Annotated in this window: 16 protein-coding genes, 1 riboswitch and 1 other annotated feature; of the genes, 10 read left to right on the top strand and 6 right to left on the bottom strand. The window is 47.8% G+C overall.

Annotated elements, in window-relative coordinates; all coding sequences use genetic code 11:
• The first annotated feature begins 41 nt into the window (after positions 1-41).
• A complete protein-coding gene (locus tag FGQ85_RS10420; RefSeq protein WP_087167012.1) occupies positions 42-416 on the top strand; it encodes an HIRAN domain-containing protein in 375 nt (124 codons plus the stop codon).
• A 29-nt stretch (positions 417-445) separates the two neighbouring features.
• The gene (locus FGQ85_RS10415) at positions 446-1,426 is read left to right on the top strand and encodes a WYL domain-containing protein (RefSeq protein ID WP_347563087.1); all 981 of its coding nucleotides are present in this window, start codon (positions 446-448) and stop codon (positions 1,424-1,426) included.
• Positions 1,427-1,492: 66 nt separating this feature from the next.
• Here FGQ85_RS10415 and FGQ85_RS10410 read toward each other — a convergent pair whose 3' ends face one another.
• From FGQ85_RS10410 to FGQ85_RS10390, 5 genes are all read right to left on the bottom strand, one after another.
• A complete protein-coding gene (locus FGQ85_RS10410) occupies positions 1,493-2,182 on the bottom strand; it encodes a radical SAM protein (protein WP_087167014.1) in 690 nt (229 codons plus the stop codon).
• Positions 2,169-2,762: an ECF transporter S component gene (locus tag FGQ85_RS10405; RefSeq protein WP_087167015.1), complete on the bottom strand. Its 594-nt coding sequence runs from the start codon at positions 2,760-2,762 to the stop codon at positions 2,169-2,171. The genes FGQ85_RS10410 and FGQ85_RS10405 overlap by 14 nt, the downstream gene beginning before the upstream one ends.
• Positions 2,759-3,769 (bottom strand): nucleoside hydrolase, encoded by a 1,011-nt coding sequence (locus FGQ85_RS10400; protein WP_138373410.1) that lies wholly within the window; start codon positions 3,767-3,769, stop codon positions 2,759-2,761. Before FGQ85_RS10400 ends, FGQ85_RS10405 begins: the two co-directional genes overlap by 4 nt.
• 32 nt (positions 3,770-3,801) lie before the next feature.
• A riboswitch (PreQ1 riboswitch) is annotated at positions 3,802-3,846 on the bottom strand.
• Positions 3,847-3,985: 139 nt separating this feature from the next.
• A complete protein-coding gene (locus tag FGQ85_RS10395; RefSeq protein ID WP_138373409.1) occupies positions 3,986-5,248 on the bottom strand; it encodes a Glu/Leu/Phe/Val dehydrogenase in 1,263 nt (420 codons plus the stop codon).
• Positions 5,249-5,277: 29 nt separating this feature from the next.
• Positions 5,278-6,570, bottom strand: coding sequence for an aminotransferase class I/II-fold pyridoxal phosphate-dependent enzyme (locus FGQ85_RS10390; RefSeq protein ID WP_138373408.1), 1,293 nt, complete (start codon positions 6,568-6,570; stop codon positions 5,278-5,280).
• A 272-nt stretch (positions 6,571-6,842) separates the two neighbouring features.
• On the opposite strand from FGQ85_RS10390, the gene FGQ85_RS10385 reads away from it, so the two are divergent.
• The 4 genes from FGQ85_RS10385 (at position 6,843) to FGQ85_RS10370 (ending at position 12,784) form a co-directional block, all read left to right on the top strand.
• Positions 6,843-8,603, top strand: coding sequence for a PEP/pyruvate-binding domain-containing protein (locus FGQ85_RS10385; RefSeq protein WP_138373407.1), 1,761 nt, complete (start codon positions 6,843-6,845; stop codon positions 8,601-8,603).
• Complete coding sequence (locus FGQ85_RS10380) at positions 8,600-9,559, top strand: LysR family transcriptional regulator (protein ID WP_138373406.1); 960 nt, start codon at positions 8,600-8,602, stop codon at positions 9,557-9,559. The genes FGQ85_RS10385 and FGQ85_RS10380 overlap by 4 nt, the downstream gene beginning before the upstream one ends.
• A gap of 434 nt (positions 9,560-9,993) precedes the next feature.
• Positions 9,994-11,439 carry an amino acid permease gene (locus FGQ85_RS10375; RefSeq protein WP_138373405.1) on the top strand — a complete coding sequence of 482 codons (1,446 nt, stop codon included), beginning with the start codon at positions 9,994-9,996 and terminating at the stop codon, positions 11,437-11,439.
• A 4-nt stretch (positions 11,440-11,443) separates the two neighbouring features.
• Positions 11,444-12,784 carry a M18 family aminopeptidase gene (locus FGQ85_RS10370; RefSeq protein ID WP_330616911.1) on the top strand — a complete coding sequence of 447 codons (1,341 nt, stop codon included), beginning with the start codon at positions 11,444-11,446 and terminating at the stop codon, positions 12,782-12,784.
• A 102-nt stretch (positions 12,785-12,886) separates the two neighbouring features.
• Here FGQ85_RS10370 and iadA read toward each other — a convergent pair whose 3' ends face one another.
• Positions 12,887-14,032 carry a beta-aspartyl-peptidase gene (gene iadA / locus FGQ85_RS10365; protein WP_138373404.1) on the bottom strand — a complete coding sequence of 382 codons (1,146 nt, stop codon included), beginning with the start codon at positions 14,030-14,032 and terminating at the stop codon, positions 12,887-12,889.
• 269 nt (positions 14,033-14,301) lie between these two features.
• Between iadA and FGQ85_RS10360 the strand changes: the two genes are divergently transcribed.
• The 4 genes from FGQ85_RS10360 (at position 14,302) to FGQ85_RS10345 (ending at position 17,469) form a co-directional block, all read left to right on the top strand.
• Complete coding sequence (locus FGQ85_RS10360; protein ID WP_138373403.1) at positions 14,302-14,802, top strand: hypothetical protein; 501 nt, start codon at positions 14,302-14,304, stop codon at positions 14,800-14,802.
• Positions 14,803-14,842: 40 nt separating this feature from the next.
• Positions 14,843-14,977: a sequence feature (ribosomal protein L10 leader region), on the top strand.
• A gap of 30 nt (positions 14,978-15,007) precedes the next feature.
• On the top strand, positions 15,008-15,559 hold the full coding sequence (gene rplJ, locus FGQ85_RS10355; RefSeq protein ID WP_087167024.1) for a 50S ribosomal protein L10: 552 nt from the start codon (positions 15,008-15,010) through the stop codon (positions 15,557-15,559).
• Positions 15,560-15,619: 60 nt separating this feature from the next.
• Positions 15,620-15,994 (top strand): 50S ribosomal protein L7/L12, encoded by a 375-nt coding sequence (rplL, locus tag FGQ85_RS10350; RefSeq protein WP_087167025.1) that lies wholly within the window; start codon positions 15,620-15,622, stop codon positions 15,992-15,994.
• A 257-nt stretch (positions 15,995-16,251) separates the two neighbouring features.
• Positions 16,252-17,469 (top strand): amidohydrolase family protein, encoded by a 1,218-nt coding sequence (locus tag FGQ85_RS10345; RefSeq protein WP_138373402.1) that lies wholly within the window; start codon positions 16,252-16,254, stop codon positions 17,467-17,469.
• Positions 17,470-17,493: the final 24 nt, after the last annotated feature.

Raw genomic sequence — 17,493 nt, 5'->3', positions numbered from 1 at the left:
GCCAGCGAAAGAGAGTACTACGATTATATGGAGGACTAAAGATGGGAAAAGTCTATATTACAATTACGGGGATGAAGCACTATTTTGGACAGGATTTCCTGAAACCGGGAATGAAAATCGAACTTATCAAAGAACCGGACAATGAATTTGATAAAGAAGCAATCCGGGCAGAGATTAAGGGGATTGGCAAGATCGGTTATGTGGCGAACAGCCCGTACACGGTTTTTGGAGAAAGTATGAGTGCGGGAAGAATTTATGACAAGATCGGAGAAACGGCATCTGCCAAGGTGGTATACGTGCTCCATAACGGAGTCATCTGCAAAATCCGAAAAAAGGATCTGAATGACGGAAAGAAAAAGAAAGAAGAACCGGGCGGAGCAGAGGACGGTTGTGATATACTGGTACATATACCATAGGCCGGAGGAAAATGAGGATGCCAAGAGGAATGAACCAGAAGTTTAAGTTATATTATCTCGCGAAAATCATGCTGGAAAAAACCGATGAAGAACATTATATTACAATGCCGGAGATCCTGCGGGAGCTGGAACGGTATGAAGTGACGGCGGAACGGAAGAGTATCTATACAGATCTGAAAGATCTGGAGAAGCTTGGGATCGAAGTGGAAGGGGAACAGGTCGGCAAGTCCTACCACTATCACGTGGTGGACCGGCAGTTTGAACTTCCGGAGATGAAACTTCTCGTAGACGCAATTCAGTCCTCGAAATTTATTACAGCACGGAAATCACGGGAACTGATCAAAAAGCTGGAAAGTTTTGTGAGCGAATATGACGCGCGAAAGCTTCAGCGTCAGGTCCACGTATCCGGGCGGATCAAGACGATGAATGAAAGTATCTATTATAATGTGGATGAGATTCATCATGCGATTGCTGAGAACCGGAAGATCCGTTTTCACTATTACCAATGGAATACAAAAAAGGAAATGGAGCTGCGCCGGGGCGGAGAATACTATTGTGTCAGTCCGTGGGGGCTCTCCTGGGACGCGGAGAACTATTACCTGATTGCCTATGATTCGGGAGCGGGAAAGATTAAACACTACCGTGTGGATAAGATGCTCCATATTCAGATGACAGAGGAGCAAAGAGAGGGAGGGGAGATCTACCAGAAGCTGGATCTGGCATCCTATTCAAGGAAAAGTTTTGGAATGTTTGGGGGGAAAGAGGAGAAAGTAAGACTTCGGGTCAGAAATGATCTTGCGGGAGTCATTATTGACCGGTTTGGAAAAGAGGTCATGATGGTACCGGGACAGGAAGGATACTTTACGGTTTCCGTAGATGTCAATGTCAGCAGCCAGTTTTTCGGATGGATTTTTGCACTCGGCGAGGGGGTGGAAATTCTGGGGCCGGAGTGGGTCAAAGAAGAGATGAAGCGGGAGATCGGGAAAGTGATGGAAATGTATGCAAAGTAGATCGGGAAAATGCTATCCGTACCATTCAGCCATAAAAGAAGGCTGCGCACGCCGCGCAGCCTTTTATCAGTCTCCGACACCGAAGTCGGTATTTTCATACAGCACTTCCACGGAAGGATCTTCTTCCAGATACCGGAATTCTTCCAGAAACCATTTAACCAGGTCCTCATCCCGTTTGACATCCGTCGTATTGTTGGTGAAGACGTTGATGGTACCGAGTTTGAAGTAACGCTTTAAAAGCGCAATATCGTTTCGGATCATCTCTTTTGTCTGGCCTTTGATTCCTACCATCAGGCACGGGGAGTCAAAGTAGCGGCTCAGCTCTTCGGCATCCTGAAAGTCCGCATGTTTATTCAGGTAATGTTCTCTGAAGTCGTAATCAAAGGTTTCGGCACCGGTTTTGTAGACGATCTGGATTCCAAAGAATTCCCGCATTTCATCCAGACGCTTCCGGTAGATCCAGTGGGCCTCAAAAAAGAGCTTTCGGATGTTCTTTTCCCGGACGATGTTTCGGATATCCTCCAGCGTCTCTTTTGGAAGTTCAAAGCAGCTTCCGGAATTGATGACTTCCAGAACACCGAATTCTCCGGTGACGTGGGAGAGCACTTCACGGTTCAATGCGAGCATGCCTTCTTTGTCTCTGGAATTGTCATCGATGTAATCGCAGAACCGGCATTTGCCCCAGACGCATGGATAGGCTTTCAGCAGGACGATTTCTCGCTGGTTTTTATTGGTAATTTTACTATAACGATCCATAATTTCTTTGTCCTTTCTTTAGTACTGCCAGCATGGAAGCGGGCAGTACTCCAAGTACCAGTACAGACAGACACAACATGACAGCCCGGTCCAGATAATCCGTCAGAAGCTGCACACAGAACACGCTTGCCGTCAGATTCAGCCCTGTATGGTGCAAAAGCTGTACGAGGATAGAAGAACCGGAGGACGTAATTCCGCCGAACAGAAATGCGGTGATGGAAGCGGAAACAATCGTTCCAGGGACCGTTACTGCCGCAGCGAACAGTAGAATCCGGTATTTTCCCGTTTTGAAAGATTTCTCGTAAAAGAGAAATCCGGCCGCAAGAGCGGTGACCAGCTGAACCGGGAGATAAAACAGGGAATAGATATCTGTGGTGAATCCGGTCAGAAGCCCGCTTAACAGTCCCGGGATCATTCCGTAAAACGGGCCGAACAACATAGCCGACAAAAAGGTACCAAGGGTATCCAGGTACAGAGGGATTCTAAGCAGAAGCGCGATATTTGCCCCGGCAATGTTTAATACGGCAGCCAGAGCAAGGAAGCACATCTGCAGTACAGTCAGTTTTTTTGGTAAATTCATGCCGTCACCTCCTCTGTCAGAATACGGGAAAGAATATGCCGGGCCGCCGTTTCGTCTGCACCAAGTACCTGACAGCAGAACAAAAGCCAGAAACGGTACGGATTCGTCTCGGTTAAAATGTGGCTGTTGTGCGGCTTCTTCCAGAATTCATAGGCATCCACCAGAGTCTGTCCGTAGCTGATTCCTCCGGTTTCCACTGCTGTATAGGCGTCAAAGCCGCTGCAGATGGAATGATCGGCAAAATAGGCAACAGCAAGCGGGTCGTTGATGACGCATCCGATGATGCCTTCCTGCTCCCAGTGGAAGTCCAGATAAAACCGGGTGATCGCTTCGATTTTTCCGCCAAGGAACGGATGAAGCCGTTTCATGTACTCGATCAGGTTTGGAGTCAGGACGATCTTCCGGGTGACGTCGAGTCCGATCATATGAATGTTCTTCCCGGACAGTTCCGGCAAGGAAGCATATGCTTCAAAGACCTTTGCGGCGGCATCCGGATCACACCAGTAGTTGTACTCCGCCACAGGAGAACAGTTCCCGTGTGATTTGTAAGTGCCTCCCATGGAGACAAGCTCCTGTATCCGGGCAAATGCTTCCGGAGACCGTTCCAGAAGCCGGGCCAGATTTGTCAGCGGGCCAAGCGCAATGACAGAAACCTGTTCCTCTGATAAAAGCACATCAGAAAGATAAGAAACTGCGTCGGCTTCGGCCGGGGAACCTGCCGGATCCGGAAAAGCGGATTCTCCGAGACCGTCCCCGCCGTGGGTATCCATCGCGTCTACGTATGGCCTTACAAGAGGCTTTGCCTCACCTGCATAGACAGGGATCTCTGTTCTGTTCATCAGTTCAAGGATTTTCAGTGCGTTTTTCACGCCTTTTTCGACGGGAACATTCCCGCAGACAACTGTGATCCCGATGACGTCAAGTCCCGGAAGGGAAAGAGCCAGCATGAGCGCCAGTGCGTCATCGATTCCCGGATCGCAGTCCAGAATTACTTTTCTTGCATTCATTCTCCAATCTCCTTTGTTTTTTTTGAATTTTGAGATACTTGGTTTTTTATACTGGGAAGTTCACGAACCAGTCCGGGCAAATAGCCCGATTGTATAAATGCAGAATAAGTATAGCAGAAGAAAGCGGGAAATGGAAGAAAAAACAGGCGCAGTTATATATGCGCCTGTTTATGTAAAAAGTTATATGTTCAACTTTTCTGGAGGATTTTGCTTTTTTTACGGCCAGATTGCTCTTGCGGATTTCGCATCCACAACACGTTTCAATGCGATCAGATAAGCGCCCATACGGAGTGTGGTATGCTTTTCCTGTGTCAGATCCCATACGGATTCAAAGGCCGCGTCCATGATATCTTTGAGTTTCTTGTTGACTTCGTCCTCGGTCCAGCTGACGGACTGAATGTTCTGCACCCACTCGAAGTAGGAGACAACAACACCGCCTGCGTTGGCAAGGATGTCCGGAACCACTTCAATTCCCCGTTTTGCAAGGATTTCATCCGCCTCAGAGGTGGTTGGCCCGTTGGCAGCCTCCACAATAAGCTTTGCCTGTATTTTTCCGGCGTTTCCTGCATTGATCTGGTTTTCCAGAGCGGCCGGTACCAGGACGGTGACCGGGAGCTCCAGAAGCTCCTCGTTGGAGATGTGGGTGGTACCATCCTCATTGAAATCTTTTAAGAGATTTCTGCGGTCTGCGGCCAGGTAGGATAAAATGGTCGGAATGTCCAGACCGTCCGGATTGTAGATGCCGCCGGAAACGTCGCTGATGGCTACGACCTTTAATCCTGCTTCATGAAGCAGTTTGGCAGAAACACTTCCCACATTTCCGGCACCCTGTACAGCAACCGTTGTACCTTCAGAAGGGATGCCAAGTTTTTTCAGGATATTTAAGGTTGTAAACATAACGCCGCGTCCGGTAGCTTCGTTTCGTCCAAGAGCTCCGCCCAGTTCCAGCGGTTTTCCGGTGACAACACCATGAATACAGTGGCCTTTGAGCATGCTGTAAGTATCCATGATCCATCCCATGACAGCGGCATTTGTTCCTACATCCGGTGCCGGAATATCCTGTTCCGGTCCGATCAGCGGAGCGATTGCTGCGGTATAACGTCTTGTGATAGCCCGGATTTCGTTTTCGGAAAGTTTGGATGGATCACAGACAACGCCGCCTTTGCCGCCGCCGTACGGGATGTTGACAACAGCGCATTTAAAAGTCATCCATGCAGCGAGCGCGCGTACTTCGTCTGCATTGACGTCCGGATGGAAACGAATGCCTCCTTTTGCAGGACCTCTGGAAGTGGAGTGTTGGATCCTGTACCCCTGGAATACATGTGTCGTCCCGTCATCCATCCGGACCGGAATGGAAACCTTCAGTTCCCGCTCCGGATACTTGATTGCTTCAATGTCGCTGTCACTGTATCCAAGAATGGCAGCTGCGTCCTGCACTACCTTCAGTACATTGTCATACGGATTATAGCTCTGTTTCATGATTACATTTCTCCTTTTTGATGACCTTTCTATTTTGGCTGGTTCCCCAGCAGTTTTTCAAGATATGCGATTTTTATACATAGAATCAAGATGTCCATGGCCTGTGCCAGTTCTTCTTCGGAAGGGTAAGACGGGGCAATACGGATATTGCTGTCATCAGGGTCCTTTCCGTATGGATAAGAGGCGCCGGCTGCTGTCAACGTGACTCCGGCCTGCCCGGCAAGCTCGACCGTCCGTTTTGCGCATCCGTCGGAGACATTCAGGGAGATGAAGTAGCCTCCTTTCGGATGGCTCCAGAATGCAATGGAAGAATCCTGACCGATACCTTCCTCCAGTTTCTGAAGGACGATATCAAATTTGGGGCGCAGAAGATCAGCAAGTTTCTGCATATGAATCAGAATCTTTTCCGGCGTACCGAAAAACTGAACATGCCGGAGCTGATTCAGCTTGTCATGGCTGATCGTCTGGGCGGACATATGGCCCAGAAGCTCTTTTATATTGTCCGGACTTGCGGCGATCAGAGAAACACCGGCTCCCGGAAAGGTAATTTTTGAGGTAGAGAAAAAATAGTAGCACCGGTTTGGATGGCCGGCCTTTTCACAGGCTGTAAGGATATCTTTCAGCGGTACCTCTTCGTATATATGGTGGATTCCGTACGCGTTGTCCCAGAAAATCCGGAAATCATCCGCGGCTGTTTCCATGGAAGCAAGTTCCTCTACCACAGCATCGCTGTAGCAGACACCCTGCGGGTTGGAGTGCAGCGGGACACACCAGATGCCCTTGATCTGCTCGTCGTTTTTGACCAGTTCTTTCACCTGGTTCATATCCGGGCCGTCTTCCAGAAGACGGACAGGGATCATTTCGATGCCGAGTTCTTCGCAGATCCGGAAGTGGCGGTCGTAGCCTGGAACCGGGCATAAAAATCTGACGGTACGTCCCACGGTCCGATAATCGGCCCACGGCCTGTTTCCGCCTGTGCCGAACAAAAACAGGAAAGCCATTGTATCAAACATGAGATTTAAGCTGGCATTTCCTCCCATAATAATCTGATCTGCCGGTATACCGAGCAGATTCCCGAACAGCTTCCGGCATTCGGGGATACCCTGTAGGATCCCATAGTTTCTGGCATCGGTGCCGTCTTCCAATATACAGGAATCAGGGAGACGGAGAAGATCCATGGAAAGATCCAGCTGATCCGGGGCCGGCTTTCCGCGGGACATATTTAAATGAAGTCCCTTCGCCTGTTCCTGTCTGTATTCATTCCAAAGTGCAGACTGAAGATCTGTCAGTTTTTCTTTGGAGAGTGCTCTGAGAGATGTCATGATCGTTTTCCTCCTTGCTCTGCCCTCATTATAGAAACGGCCGGGAGAAAAAACAAATATTTATATTTGTATAAATTTTATAAAAGAAAATCTATAGCAGCCCATAGAATAATCGAAAAAATAGACAAAAAAATCAAAAATATTTTGAAATAATTAGACAAAACAGCTATGATATAAATAAACAGTTATAGAGACTATAGACGAGCTGTATTTGAAATCGGAGATGTCAGGGGATAAACTTTTAAGTAGAAGAGCAGAGAGGATGAGGAATTATGGAAGAGGAAAAAAAGAGGGAGCTTTGCCGCGAAATGATGACGCAGGATCCGAGACTTGCGAGAACAATCCTCACATATTTTGAAGAGGAAGATTTTCAGAGGATTTCTGATCATAAGACAGGAGGCGGAGTGATCGGCGGGAAGGCATGCGGATTTGTCCTGGTGGAGAAGATGATGGAGACACTTCTTGGCGAGTATGCAGACCGGTGGGAGCGCTGTCCCTCCTGGTTTGTGGGAACGGAGATTTTCTGCCAGGTACGGGACGGAAAAACGATCGAAACGTTCCGGGGAGAGTTTGAGAGGATCCTGAATTATTTTAACGGAGCACCGTATATCGTCCGTTCCAGCAGCCTGATGGAAGACGGGTATGACAATGCTTTTTTTGGAAAGTATGAGTCCGTTTTCTGCTCGAATCAGGGGACAGAAGAAGAGCGGATCCGGGAAATGCTGAACGCGGTTTCAAGAGTCTACGACAGTGTGAAGAATCAGGAAGCGGTGGAATACCGGAAGAAATGGCATCGGAAAGATCAGGAAGAGCAGATGGGGCTTCTGATTCAAAAGGCAGCGGGGACACAGATCGGAAGTCTGTATTTTCCGGCTGCTGCGGGGATGGGATGCTCCTACAATCCATACAAATGGATGGAACACATCAATCCGGAAGCAGGGATGCTCCGGCTGGTGGCAGGGCTTGGAACGAGAGCCGTAACCCGGACACCGGGGGATTATCCACGGCTGGTAGGCCTGGACTGCGCGCAGGGGAATCTCTGGGGAACGACAGGGGAAAAACACAAGTACTCTCAGCGTCAGGTGGATGTGATCGATCTGGATGCCCGTAAGATCTGTACGAAAAATCTGTCGGAGCTTCTGGATATCTTCCCGAAATCTTATCGTCGACTGCTTCTGGACCGGGATACGGATGCGGAAGAACTGCTTGCAAGACGGGGAGACTACCGGAAGATCTATTTTGCGGACTGTCAGGGACTGGTGGAAGACCGTACGTTTATCCGGATGATGAAAACGCTTCTGAAAAAACTGGAGGAGAATTACCGGCAGCCGGTGGATATCGAGTTTGCCGTGAATGCATCGGAAGATGGATGGAAAGTAACCCTTGTACAGTGCAGGCCGCTGCGTTCGGGAATTTCGGATCAGGTCAAGATCCCGAAAGATAAAGATGGAGAATTCCTGTTTGATGTGCGGCGGACTTCCATGCGGCGTTCCAAAGAGCAGAAGCTTGATTATATTGTCTGGGTGGATCCGCAGGCGTACTATGACTATCCATATAAGAAGAAACCGGATGTTGGGCATGTGATCGGAAAGATCAATCATTATCTGGAGGAGACGGAGGAGAAAGCACTCCTTCTGGCTCCCGGCAGAATCGGGACTTCGTCACCGGAACTTGGTGTTCCGGTTTCCTATGCGGATATCAGCAGTTTCGGAGCTATCTGTGAAGTGGCGTACGGGAAGGCAGGGTACCGGCCGGAACTTTCCTATGGAAGCCACATGTTCCAGAATCTGGTTGAGGCTGACGTTTACTACGGAGCGATCAACGAGAACAGCAAGACAAGAATCTACCGCCCGGAGATGCTTTCGGCCTGCCCGGAAGTGACAGAGAGATTAGCCGGAGAAACCGCGGCGGAACTGCTGCGGATAGTAAAAGTGTATGATGTGCGGGGACATGCGGTATTGTATCTGGATGCGGCGGATGGCAGAGCGGTGTGCCGGCTGGCGGAAAGCAAAAAAGAGAAGGAAGAATCATGAAGGAAAATACATTTGCAAACATGGAATATGTCTATGAAGTTTATAAAGAAGGAAGCTTTTCCAGGGCGGCGGCCAATCTTTACATTTCGCAGCCTGCTCTTAGTGCAACGGTAAAGAAGATTGAAAAGAAGATCGGAATGCCGCTGTTCGACAGAAGCACGGTGCCGATCCAACTGACGGAATGCGGGAAAAAATATATCAAGACGGCAGAAAAGATCATGGATCTGGAGGAGGAGTTTGAGTGTTATGTCGGGAATCTGAACGACATGCTCACAGGGCGCCTGAGTATCGGCGGGACCTATCTGTTTATCTCGTTTGTACTGCCGGGGATTATCAAGAAATTCCGTGAGAAATTTCCGCAGATCAAACTGAACCTTGTGGAAGCGCACACTTCCCAGATCGAGAAGAAGCTCTTTTCAGGGGAAGTGGATCTGATGCTGGATAACTATCCGATGGATGAGGAGATCTATGACAAGCGGTTTTTTATGAAAGAGAATCTGCTGCTTGCCGTGCCTGCTTCGTTTGAAAGCAACAAAGCGGCTCAGGCATGGGGTATGACATCGGATGATATCAAGCAGAATGTCCATATGCGTCCGGAAGTCTACGGTGTGGCGCTGAAACTGTTTGAGCAGGATCCGTTCCTCATGCTGCGGGCCCACAATGATACAAGAGAACGGGTGGAGGCAATCTGCAAACGGGCCGGATTTGTGCCGCGTGTGGCGTTTAAGATGGATCAGATTCTGTCTATCCTGGCATATACAGAACGGGAGATGGGGATCGCGATTGTAAGTGACACGGTAGTAAAAAGCCTTCCGTACAACCGGAATATTATATACTATAAAATTGATGATCCGGCAGCGCAGCGTAATGTATATTTTTATTACCGCAAAAATAAATATTTCACAAAGTGTATGGCAGAATTTATGAAAATTGCGGTGGAAGAAAAAGAATTATAAACATTCTGTTATGAAACATATAAAAGAAACAAATAATAAGAAGAAAAACAGTACCCGGAAAAAAGGAAAGTTTTCGGGCGCTGTTTTTTTGTGTGGGAAAGATATACAATTTATGGATACAAAGAGAAAATTATCAGTCAAAATAAAAGGGATTATAAGGGAATAGTTATATAAGTCATTCTGATTAGTTATTTGAAACTGATATTTATAAAAATTATAATGGAATCATGTGAAAAGCGCTTGAACGAAAAGGCAGGGAACTGCCGGAAAATCTAAAAGGAAGAGAGGATGAACCTCCGGTCTGTGGGAGAACGGGCGGACATGCGTACCACGGGCCGTATGAACATGATACAGCGGAAGGAATGTATCTTGCCGTGAGAGTGATCAAAGAAATTCTTTCCCTGTACGTAAAACAGTAGAAAGGTAGAAGAAATATGAAAACACAAGATAAGAAAATACAATGGTATGTCCTTGCATTTATGTCATTCTCTACCGTGTGGGGATTTGGAAATGTATTAAACGGATTTATCTATTTTAACGGAACGCAGGTAATGCTCAGCTGGATACTGATGTTTGCCCTGTACTTTATTCCGTATGCCCTGATGGTCGGAGAACTGGGCTCCGCTTTCAAGAACAGCGGAAGCGGTGTCAATTCCTGGATCTATGAGACAACAGGACCGAAGATCGCTTATTATGCAGGATGGACGTACTGGGCATGTCACATTACTTACATTGCCAGCAAGGGAAGCGGCGGGCTTAAAGCGCTGAGCTGGGCGATTTTCCGTGATCATGAGACCTATGATACGATTCCGACGGTTTATGTACAGCTTGCGACACTGGCAGTATTTCTGATCTGCTGCTATATTGCCAGCAGAGGTCTTAATCCATTGAAGAAGCTGACAACGATTGCCGGAACCAGCATGTTTGTCATGTCCCTTTTGTACATCGTAATGATGTTCGCTGCACCTGCGATTAACCCGGGCGCAGATTTTATCAGTCTGGATTTCAGTCTGGATAATTTGATTCCGAATTTTAATATGGGTTACTTCACAAGCCTTTCCATTCTGGTCTTTGCGGTAGGCGGATGCGAGAAAATTTCTCCTTATGTCAATAAAGTAAAAGATCCAAGTAAAGGTTTTCCAAAGGGAATTATCTTTATGGCGGTTATGGTGGCAGGATGTGCGATCCTTGGAACAATCGCCATGGGAATGATGTTTGATCCGGCGGTGATCAATGAAAGCCAGGAGACGTTTGATTCTTATGCCGCGAACGGTGCTTATTGGGCGTTCCAGCGTCTGGGCGAGTATTACCATGTGGGAGACTTGTTCCTGGTTCTTTATGCGCTCTGCAACATGATCGGACAGTTCGCAATTTTGATTTTAAGTATTGACGCACCTCTTCGTATGCTTCTTGATAACGAGAAGACAAAAGAATTCATTCCAAGCAAACTGTTGAAAAAGAACAAATACGGTGCGTTCAGCAATGGAATCTGGCTGGTGGTCATTCTTTCCGGCGCAATTATTTTGATCCAGACCGTGATGCCTGGAGCGGCATCCGTTCTTCAGCAGCTGACAAGATTGAATTCTGTCTGTATGCCGCTCCGTTATCTGTGGGTATTTGTAGCCTACATTGCGCTGCGGAGAGCGATCAAGCGTATTCCGGCAGAGTACCGGTTTGTGAAGAGCCAAAAGATAGCATATTTCTTCGGAGGCTGGTGTTTTGTTGTGACAGCGGCGTGCTGTATTATGGGAATGTACAGCAAAGATCCGATGACCATGGCGCTCAACATCATCACACCGATTGTTCTGACTGCACTTGGCCTGATCCTGCCAAAGATTGCAAAGCGGGAACGGGAGAAAGGAATGGTACAGGATGTATAATGAGATGATGGATACGCAGGTGTGCAAAGATGAGGCGCTGGAACTGGCAGCCTTTATCCAGAATTCGCCGACACCGTTTCATGCGGTGGAGCAGATGGCAGAGATTTTGAAGCGGGAGGGATTTCTCCCGCTGGCAGAATCCGAAAGATGGGAAATCCACAGAGGCGGGCGCTATTATGTGACCCGCAATCATTCCAGTATCCTGGCATTTGAGGTGGGAAACGACGTGCAGGACTACGGATTCCAGATTGCGGCGTCTCACAGTGATTCTCCCACATTCAAGGTAAAAGAACGTGCCGAAATGACAGTGAAAGGGCATTATACAAAGCTTAACACAGAAGGCTATGGTGGAATGCTCTGCGCACCGTGGTTTGACCGTCCGCTTTCTCTGGCGGGAAGAGCAGTCGTGCGCACAAAAGACGGAATACAGGAGCGTCTGGTGAAGATCGACAGAGATCTTCTGTTGATTCCGAGTCTTGCAATTCACATGAACCGTAAAGTCAATGAGGGACAGAAATTTAACCTTCAGGAGGATATGCTGCCTCTGTTGTCTGCCAGGGAACTGGAGCCGGATACGGTCAGGAAGCTGATCGCGGAGGAATTGCAGATAAGGCCGGAACATATTCTTGGAATGGATCTTTTCTTATATAACAGGATGAAACCTTCGATCTGGGGGCTGGAGGAAGAGTTCCTTTCCTGCCCTCAGCTGGATGACCTTCAATGCGCCTATGCATCTTTGAAAGGATTCCTGAAAGGGAAAAATCCGGGAGGCATCAATGTCTTTGCGTGCTTTGACAACGAGGAAGTGGGATCCGGGACCAAACAGGGTGCTGCATCCACGTTCCTGACAGATGTCCTGAAACGGGTCAACCGGGCCCTTGGAAAAGGGGAAGATGATTTCTGCCGGGCAGCTGCATCCAGCTTTCTTCTGAGCTGTGACAATGCACATGCTGTGCATCCGAATTACCCTCAGAAAACCGATGAGGGGAACTGTGCATATTTAAATGAGGGAATTGTTATTAAGTCCCATGCGGGACAGAAATATACAAGTGACGGCATCAGTACGGCGCTGTTTCAGGAAATCTGCCGGAAAGCGGGGGTGCCGGTACAGTATTTTGCCAACCGCTCTGACATGGCCGGGGGAAGCACGCTTGGCAATCTTGCCATGGCGCAGATGTCTATGAAAGCCGTTGATATCGGGCTCCCGCAGCTTGCCATGCATTCATCCTATGAGACTTCGGGAATCAAGGATCTTGTGTATCTGGAACAAGCGTCAGAAATCTTTTTCCGCACACAACTGCTGGAAGAGGCCGACGGTACCATCCGAATGACCATTCATGAATAAGCATTGAAATAAGTATAAGTATTGAAAAACAGGCATCGGCCGGGAATCAGACATCCCGGACCGTGCCTGCTTTTTGTTTAGCAGAAATTTCACAGTATCGGATCAGATTTCGTAGGTGCCTTTCTGAAGAAGCACATGATCTTCCAGCATACGCCTGCCGCCGGCAATGACCGTATGGATGGAAAGATCTTCTTCCAGAAGTAAAAGGTCTGCATCGGAGCCGGCACGGATACATCCTTTTTTCGGGAAGAGTTCCAGCGATCTGGCCGTGTTGGAAGTGGCAAAGCACAGAGCCTCTTCCAGAGGGAGCTGATATTCCTGGACGAGGACTTTGACCTCCTTCAGAACCGTATCTACCGGTGCGTATCCGATTGCAAGAAGACTGCCGGATTCATCATAAGTGGACCAGCTTCCCATTCCATCGGAACTTATGGTGATCTGCTCCATCGGGATACCACGTTCTCTGGACTCCATGATACAGGCGGCCGGGCGTCCGGCTCCGTCAATCCCGCAGGTCAGATCGATGAAGCCGCCCTGACGGGCAAACGCAAACGCTTCCTCCAGAAGCTCACGTTTACGGTTGACGTGGGTCGGATGAAAGATCTTGACCGGAATGGCTGTCTGTGCAAGTGCTTCCTGGACAGGTGCAAGACCGGACGGGGCATCGCCCATGTGAAGGACAACGATACCACATTTTCCGGAAAGCATCCCGGCGGTGCGAGCATCGCTCCCTAGCCGCATGAGCTCATTGACAGTGACGTTTGGCGCTCTGTGATCCGAAAGGGCGAGTTTCACCCCCAAAATCTCATCGATAAATACGAGATCTCTTTTGACGTCTCCGGTCAGAGTGACGGACGGAAAGCCATAGGAACCGGTGCAGGCATAGGTGCTGATTCCTTCTTCTTTCAGTGCTTTGACACGGGCAAGCAGATTTTCAACGCTTCTGGTAATTCCGTCTGTTCCGAGAAGACCGACTACAGTAGTAACACCGCCCCGAATCAGATCTGACAGGGAGACAGGAGGAACCTGAGTGTGAAAACTGCCTTCGCCGCCGCCTCCGGTGACGTGCACGTGCGGATCGATGATTCCGGGAATGAGCAGCTTTCCGGTTCCGTCAATCACATGACAGGATGGAAGCGGGAGAGAGATGCGGTCCTCTATGGCTTCGATCTGTCCTCCACAGACGAGTACATCTTTGATTCCGATAATGTGAGGTGTATAGACTTCTGCTTGTTTGATTAAAATCATGTTCAAATCCTCCGTCAGCCGCATCCGGAATCCGGATGCCGTTTTTTGCTTTATTCAGGATCATTGTACCATGAATGATGGAATCTGGGTATTATAGAAACCCGGAAGAAGATTTCTTGCATCATCTGATTTCAATATGATAGAATGAAGCTTAAATATGAAGAGGGGGCTATGAGAATGAAAATGGAACGATATCGGATCACAAAAGCCGCCTTCATTCCTGCTACGCGTGGGGTGTGCTGGCTGTCGTAGTAGTTTCGGCGGGATTTATGATTGCTTTTGGCAGTGAAAACTGGCAGAGCATGACGTTGGTTCTGACCTTGCTCCCTGCAGTAACATCTATTATGATGGCGGCTGCGCCGATTCCGGAACTGAAAGGAGAAAAAGAGGACTCCGGGGCATCAGGAGTGCTGCACAGCAGAACCGCGGTTTTGTATCTGATCTGCATTTTCTTTGCGGGAGCGTCGGAATCGACGATGAGCCAGTGGGCATCCAGTTATCTGGAAACGGCATTTGGAATTAATAAAACGATAGGCGACCTGCTTGGCCTGGCGCTTTTCGGAGCGGCGACCTTCTATCCGCAGATTGTCGGGGTGATCACAGACAGCGCCGTCAGAAGTGAAAATGTGACGGCCTTTGCGCAGCAGTTTGGATATACAGCGGAACAGTTTGGAATGAAAGCAGGAATGTGCTTTGCGGTACTGGCACCGTTTCTTGGGAGCCTGCTGTTTTACAGAGCGATGAAAATCCCGTCAAAAACAGAAGAATAAAAATTAGCAAAAAATATTGACAACCATGAGTATATATGGTATTGTTACGAAGTAACTGCCGAAGACAGTAGGTGCCGGACGGCATAAGGATCAAAACGCCTACCGAGGAAGACAAAATTCTTTACTTGAATGTTGACCTCTCTGTCTTTTTGCAGAGAGGTTTTTTTCTGGCAGCTCACAAATACTACAAGGAGGTGCGTTAATCGTGGCAAAAGTGGAATTAAAACAGCCAATCGTGCAGGCGATCGCTGATGACATCAAGGATGCACAGTCAGTTGTCATTGTTGACTACCGTGGACTTACAGTAGCACAGGACACAGAACTGCGTAAACAGTTAAGAGAAGCAGGTGTCATTTACAAAGTCTGCAAGAACACAATGATGAAAAGAGCTTTTGAAGGTACGGATTTCGCAGGTCTGGAAGAATACCTGGAAGGACCGAGCGCAATGGTTGTATCTAAAGACGATGCTACAGCTCCGGCAAGAATCATCTGCAAGTTCGCCAAGACAGCAGAGGCTCTGGAAGTAAAAGCCGGTGTAGTAGAAGGAACTGTTTACGATGCAGCAGGAATCACAGAACTTTCCAAGATTCCTTCAAGAGAAGAGCTCCTTTCCAAATTGCTTGGAAGCTTACAGTCACCTATCACAAATCTTGCTCGTGTACTTAATCAGATCGCTGAACAGGGTGGAGCAGAGGCGTGCGAGGCAGCAGCAGAGGAAGCTCCGGCAGAAGAACCAGCTGAAACACCAGCTGAGTAATTGATTCAGAATCATTGATTCAAGAGAACGAAACCGATACAAAATATGGAGGTAAATAAAATGGCAAAATTAACAACAGCTGAATTTATTGAAGCTATCAAAGAATTATCTGTATTAGAATTAAACGATTTAGTAAAAGCATGTGAAGAAGAATTTGGTGTATCCGCAGCAGCAGGTGTTGTTGTAGCAGCAGCAGGCGGAGAAGCAGCAGCAGCTGAAGAAAAGACAGAGTTCGATGTAGAACTTGTTTCTGCAGGTGCTTCCAAAGTTAAAGTAATCAAAGTTGTTCGTGAAATCACAGGACTTGGATTAAAAGAAGCAAAAGACCTTGTTGACAACGCTCCGAAGGTAGTAAAAGAAGCTGTATCCAAAGAAGAAGCTGAAGAAATCAAAGCTAAACTCGAAGGAGAAGGCGCTGAAGTTAACGTTAAATAATTTCGTTGATGGAATGATGATGGCAGGATTCGCAGGAATCCTGCCATTTTTTGTTTAACAGGAAGCTTCGTTTCCTGCAAATGATAGATGTTCCCTTTCTGAGCATGGGTGAACAGAAATAAATTGTGCAAAATATATATTTTTCACCAGTTGTAATAAGATTAATTGTGCATTATAATAAATGGCATGGAGATGATTTCTCTTTGGGATGAAAGAGAAATATCATATGACAGTATGGGATCAAGGAGGAAAAAGACATGATAATCACAGCGGAACATCTGATTACCGGAGACGGAAGCACCGTGCTTGAGAAGGCGGCAGTGCTGATCGGAAAGGATGGCAAAATTGCAAAAGTAGGGAAGAAGGAAGGATTGACTGCCCAATATCCGGAGGAAGAAGTCAAAGATTATGGGGAGGCAACAATTTTGCCGGGACTTACCGATATGCATGCACATCTGGGATACTGGTTCAGCCAGCCGGACAGCTTCAACTATAATGATCAGATGATTATGATGTATGCACTTCAGCATGCGCAGGCGGCATTTACGAAAGGAATCACAAGTGTCAGAGACTGCTATTCTCCGCACGGAGTGTGCAAGACATTGAAACTTGCGGAGGAGAAAGGATTTATCACGATTCCCCGTATCACGCATGTGGGAGAAGGTATGTGTATGACGGGTGGACACTGCTGGGATGAAGTTGTTGAAGTGGATGGACCATGGGCAATCCGCAAAGAGATCAGAAAGCAGAGAAGAGATGGAGCGGAATGGATCAAACTGCTTACAAGCCACCGTTCCCATATTCCGGAGTACACCCAGGAAGAATTAGATGCGGCGGCAGATGAGTGCCACAGAAGAGGAATCAAATGTGTTGTTCACGCGGGAACTCATCCATCGATTCAGATGTGTATTGATGCCGGGTTCGATACGATTGAACACGGAACATTCCTGACAGTAGAGCAGGCGCAGCAGATGAAAGAAAAGGGAATTGCGTGGACGCCGACGATTTTTGCCTATACATATTTATATGAAGTGTGCAAGAAGAACATCGAGGAGGGAAACGCGGATGTATTCAATGATCCGGTTGCCGCAAAAGAGCAGAGGGATTATCAGTTCTATGAGCCGGCATATGAAGCCTACCGTGATCATTTTAAAGAGCTTTATGATACAGGTGTGACGGTCTGCACCGGAAGCGATATGGTAATGTACGGTGCTCCGGTTCTTCCAATCGCTCAGGAAATGGAGCTGATGGTAAAATACGGAATCACTCCGGTACAGGCGATTCAGACATCAACAGCAAACCCTGCAAAAGTTCTCGGAAGAGAAGATGAACTTGGAATGATTAAAGAAGGTCTGCTGGCAGACATTCTTGTAGTAGACGGAGATCTGAGCAAAGACATCTCCTGTGTTTATAATGTCAATACGGTATACCTTGGTGGAAAAACCGTATATTCACAGGGAGTAAGATTTGTATAAATCAGCCCTGGAATAGAAGAGTTC

It is taken from the genome of Pseudoflavonifractor sp. BSD2780061688st1 E11 (assembly GCF_005844125.1).
GTDB lineage: Bacteria > Bacillota > Clostridia > Lachnospirales > Lachnospiraceae > Sellimonas > Sellimonas catena.
This window is presented reverse-complemented; position numbering and strand designations above follow the sequence as displayed.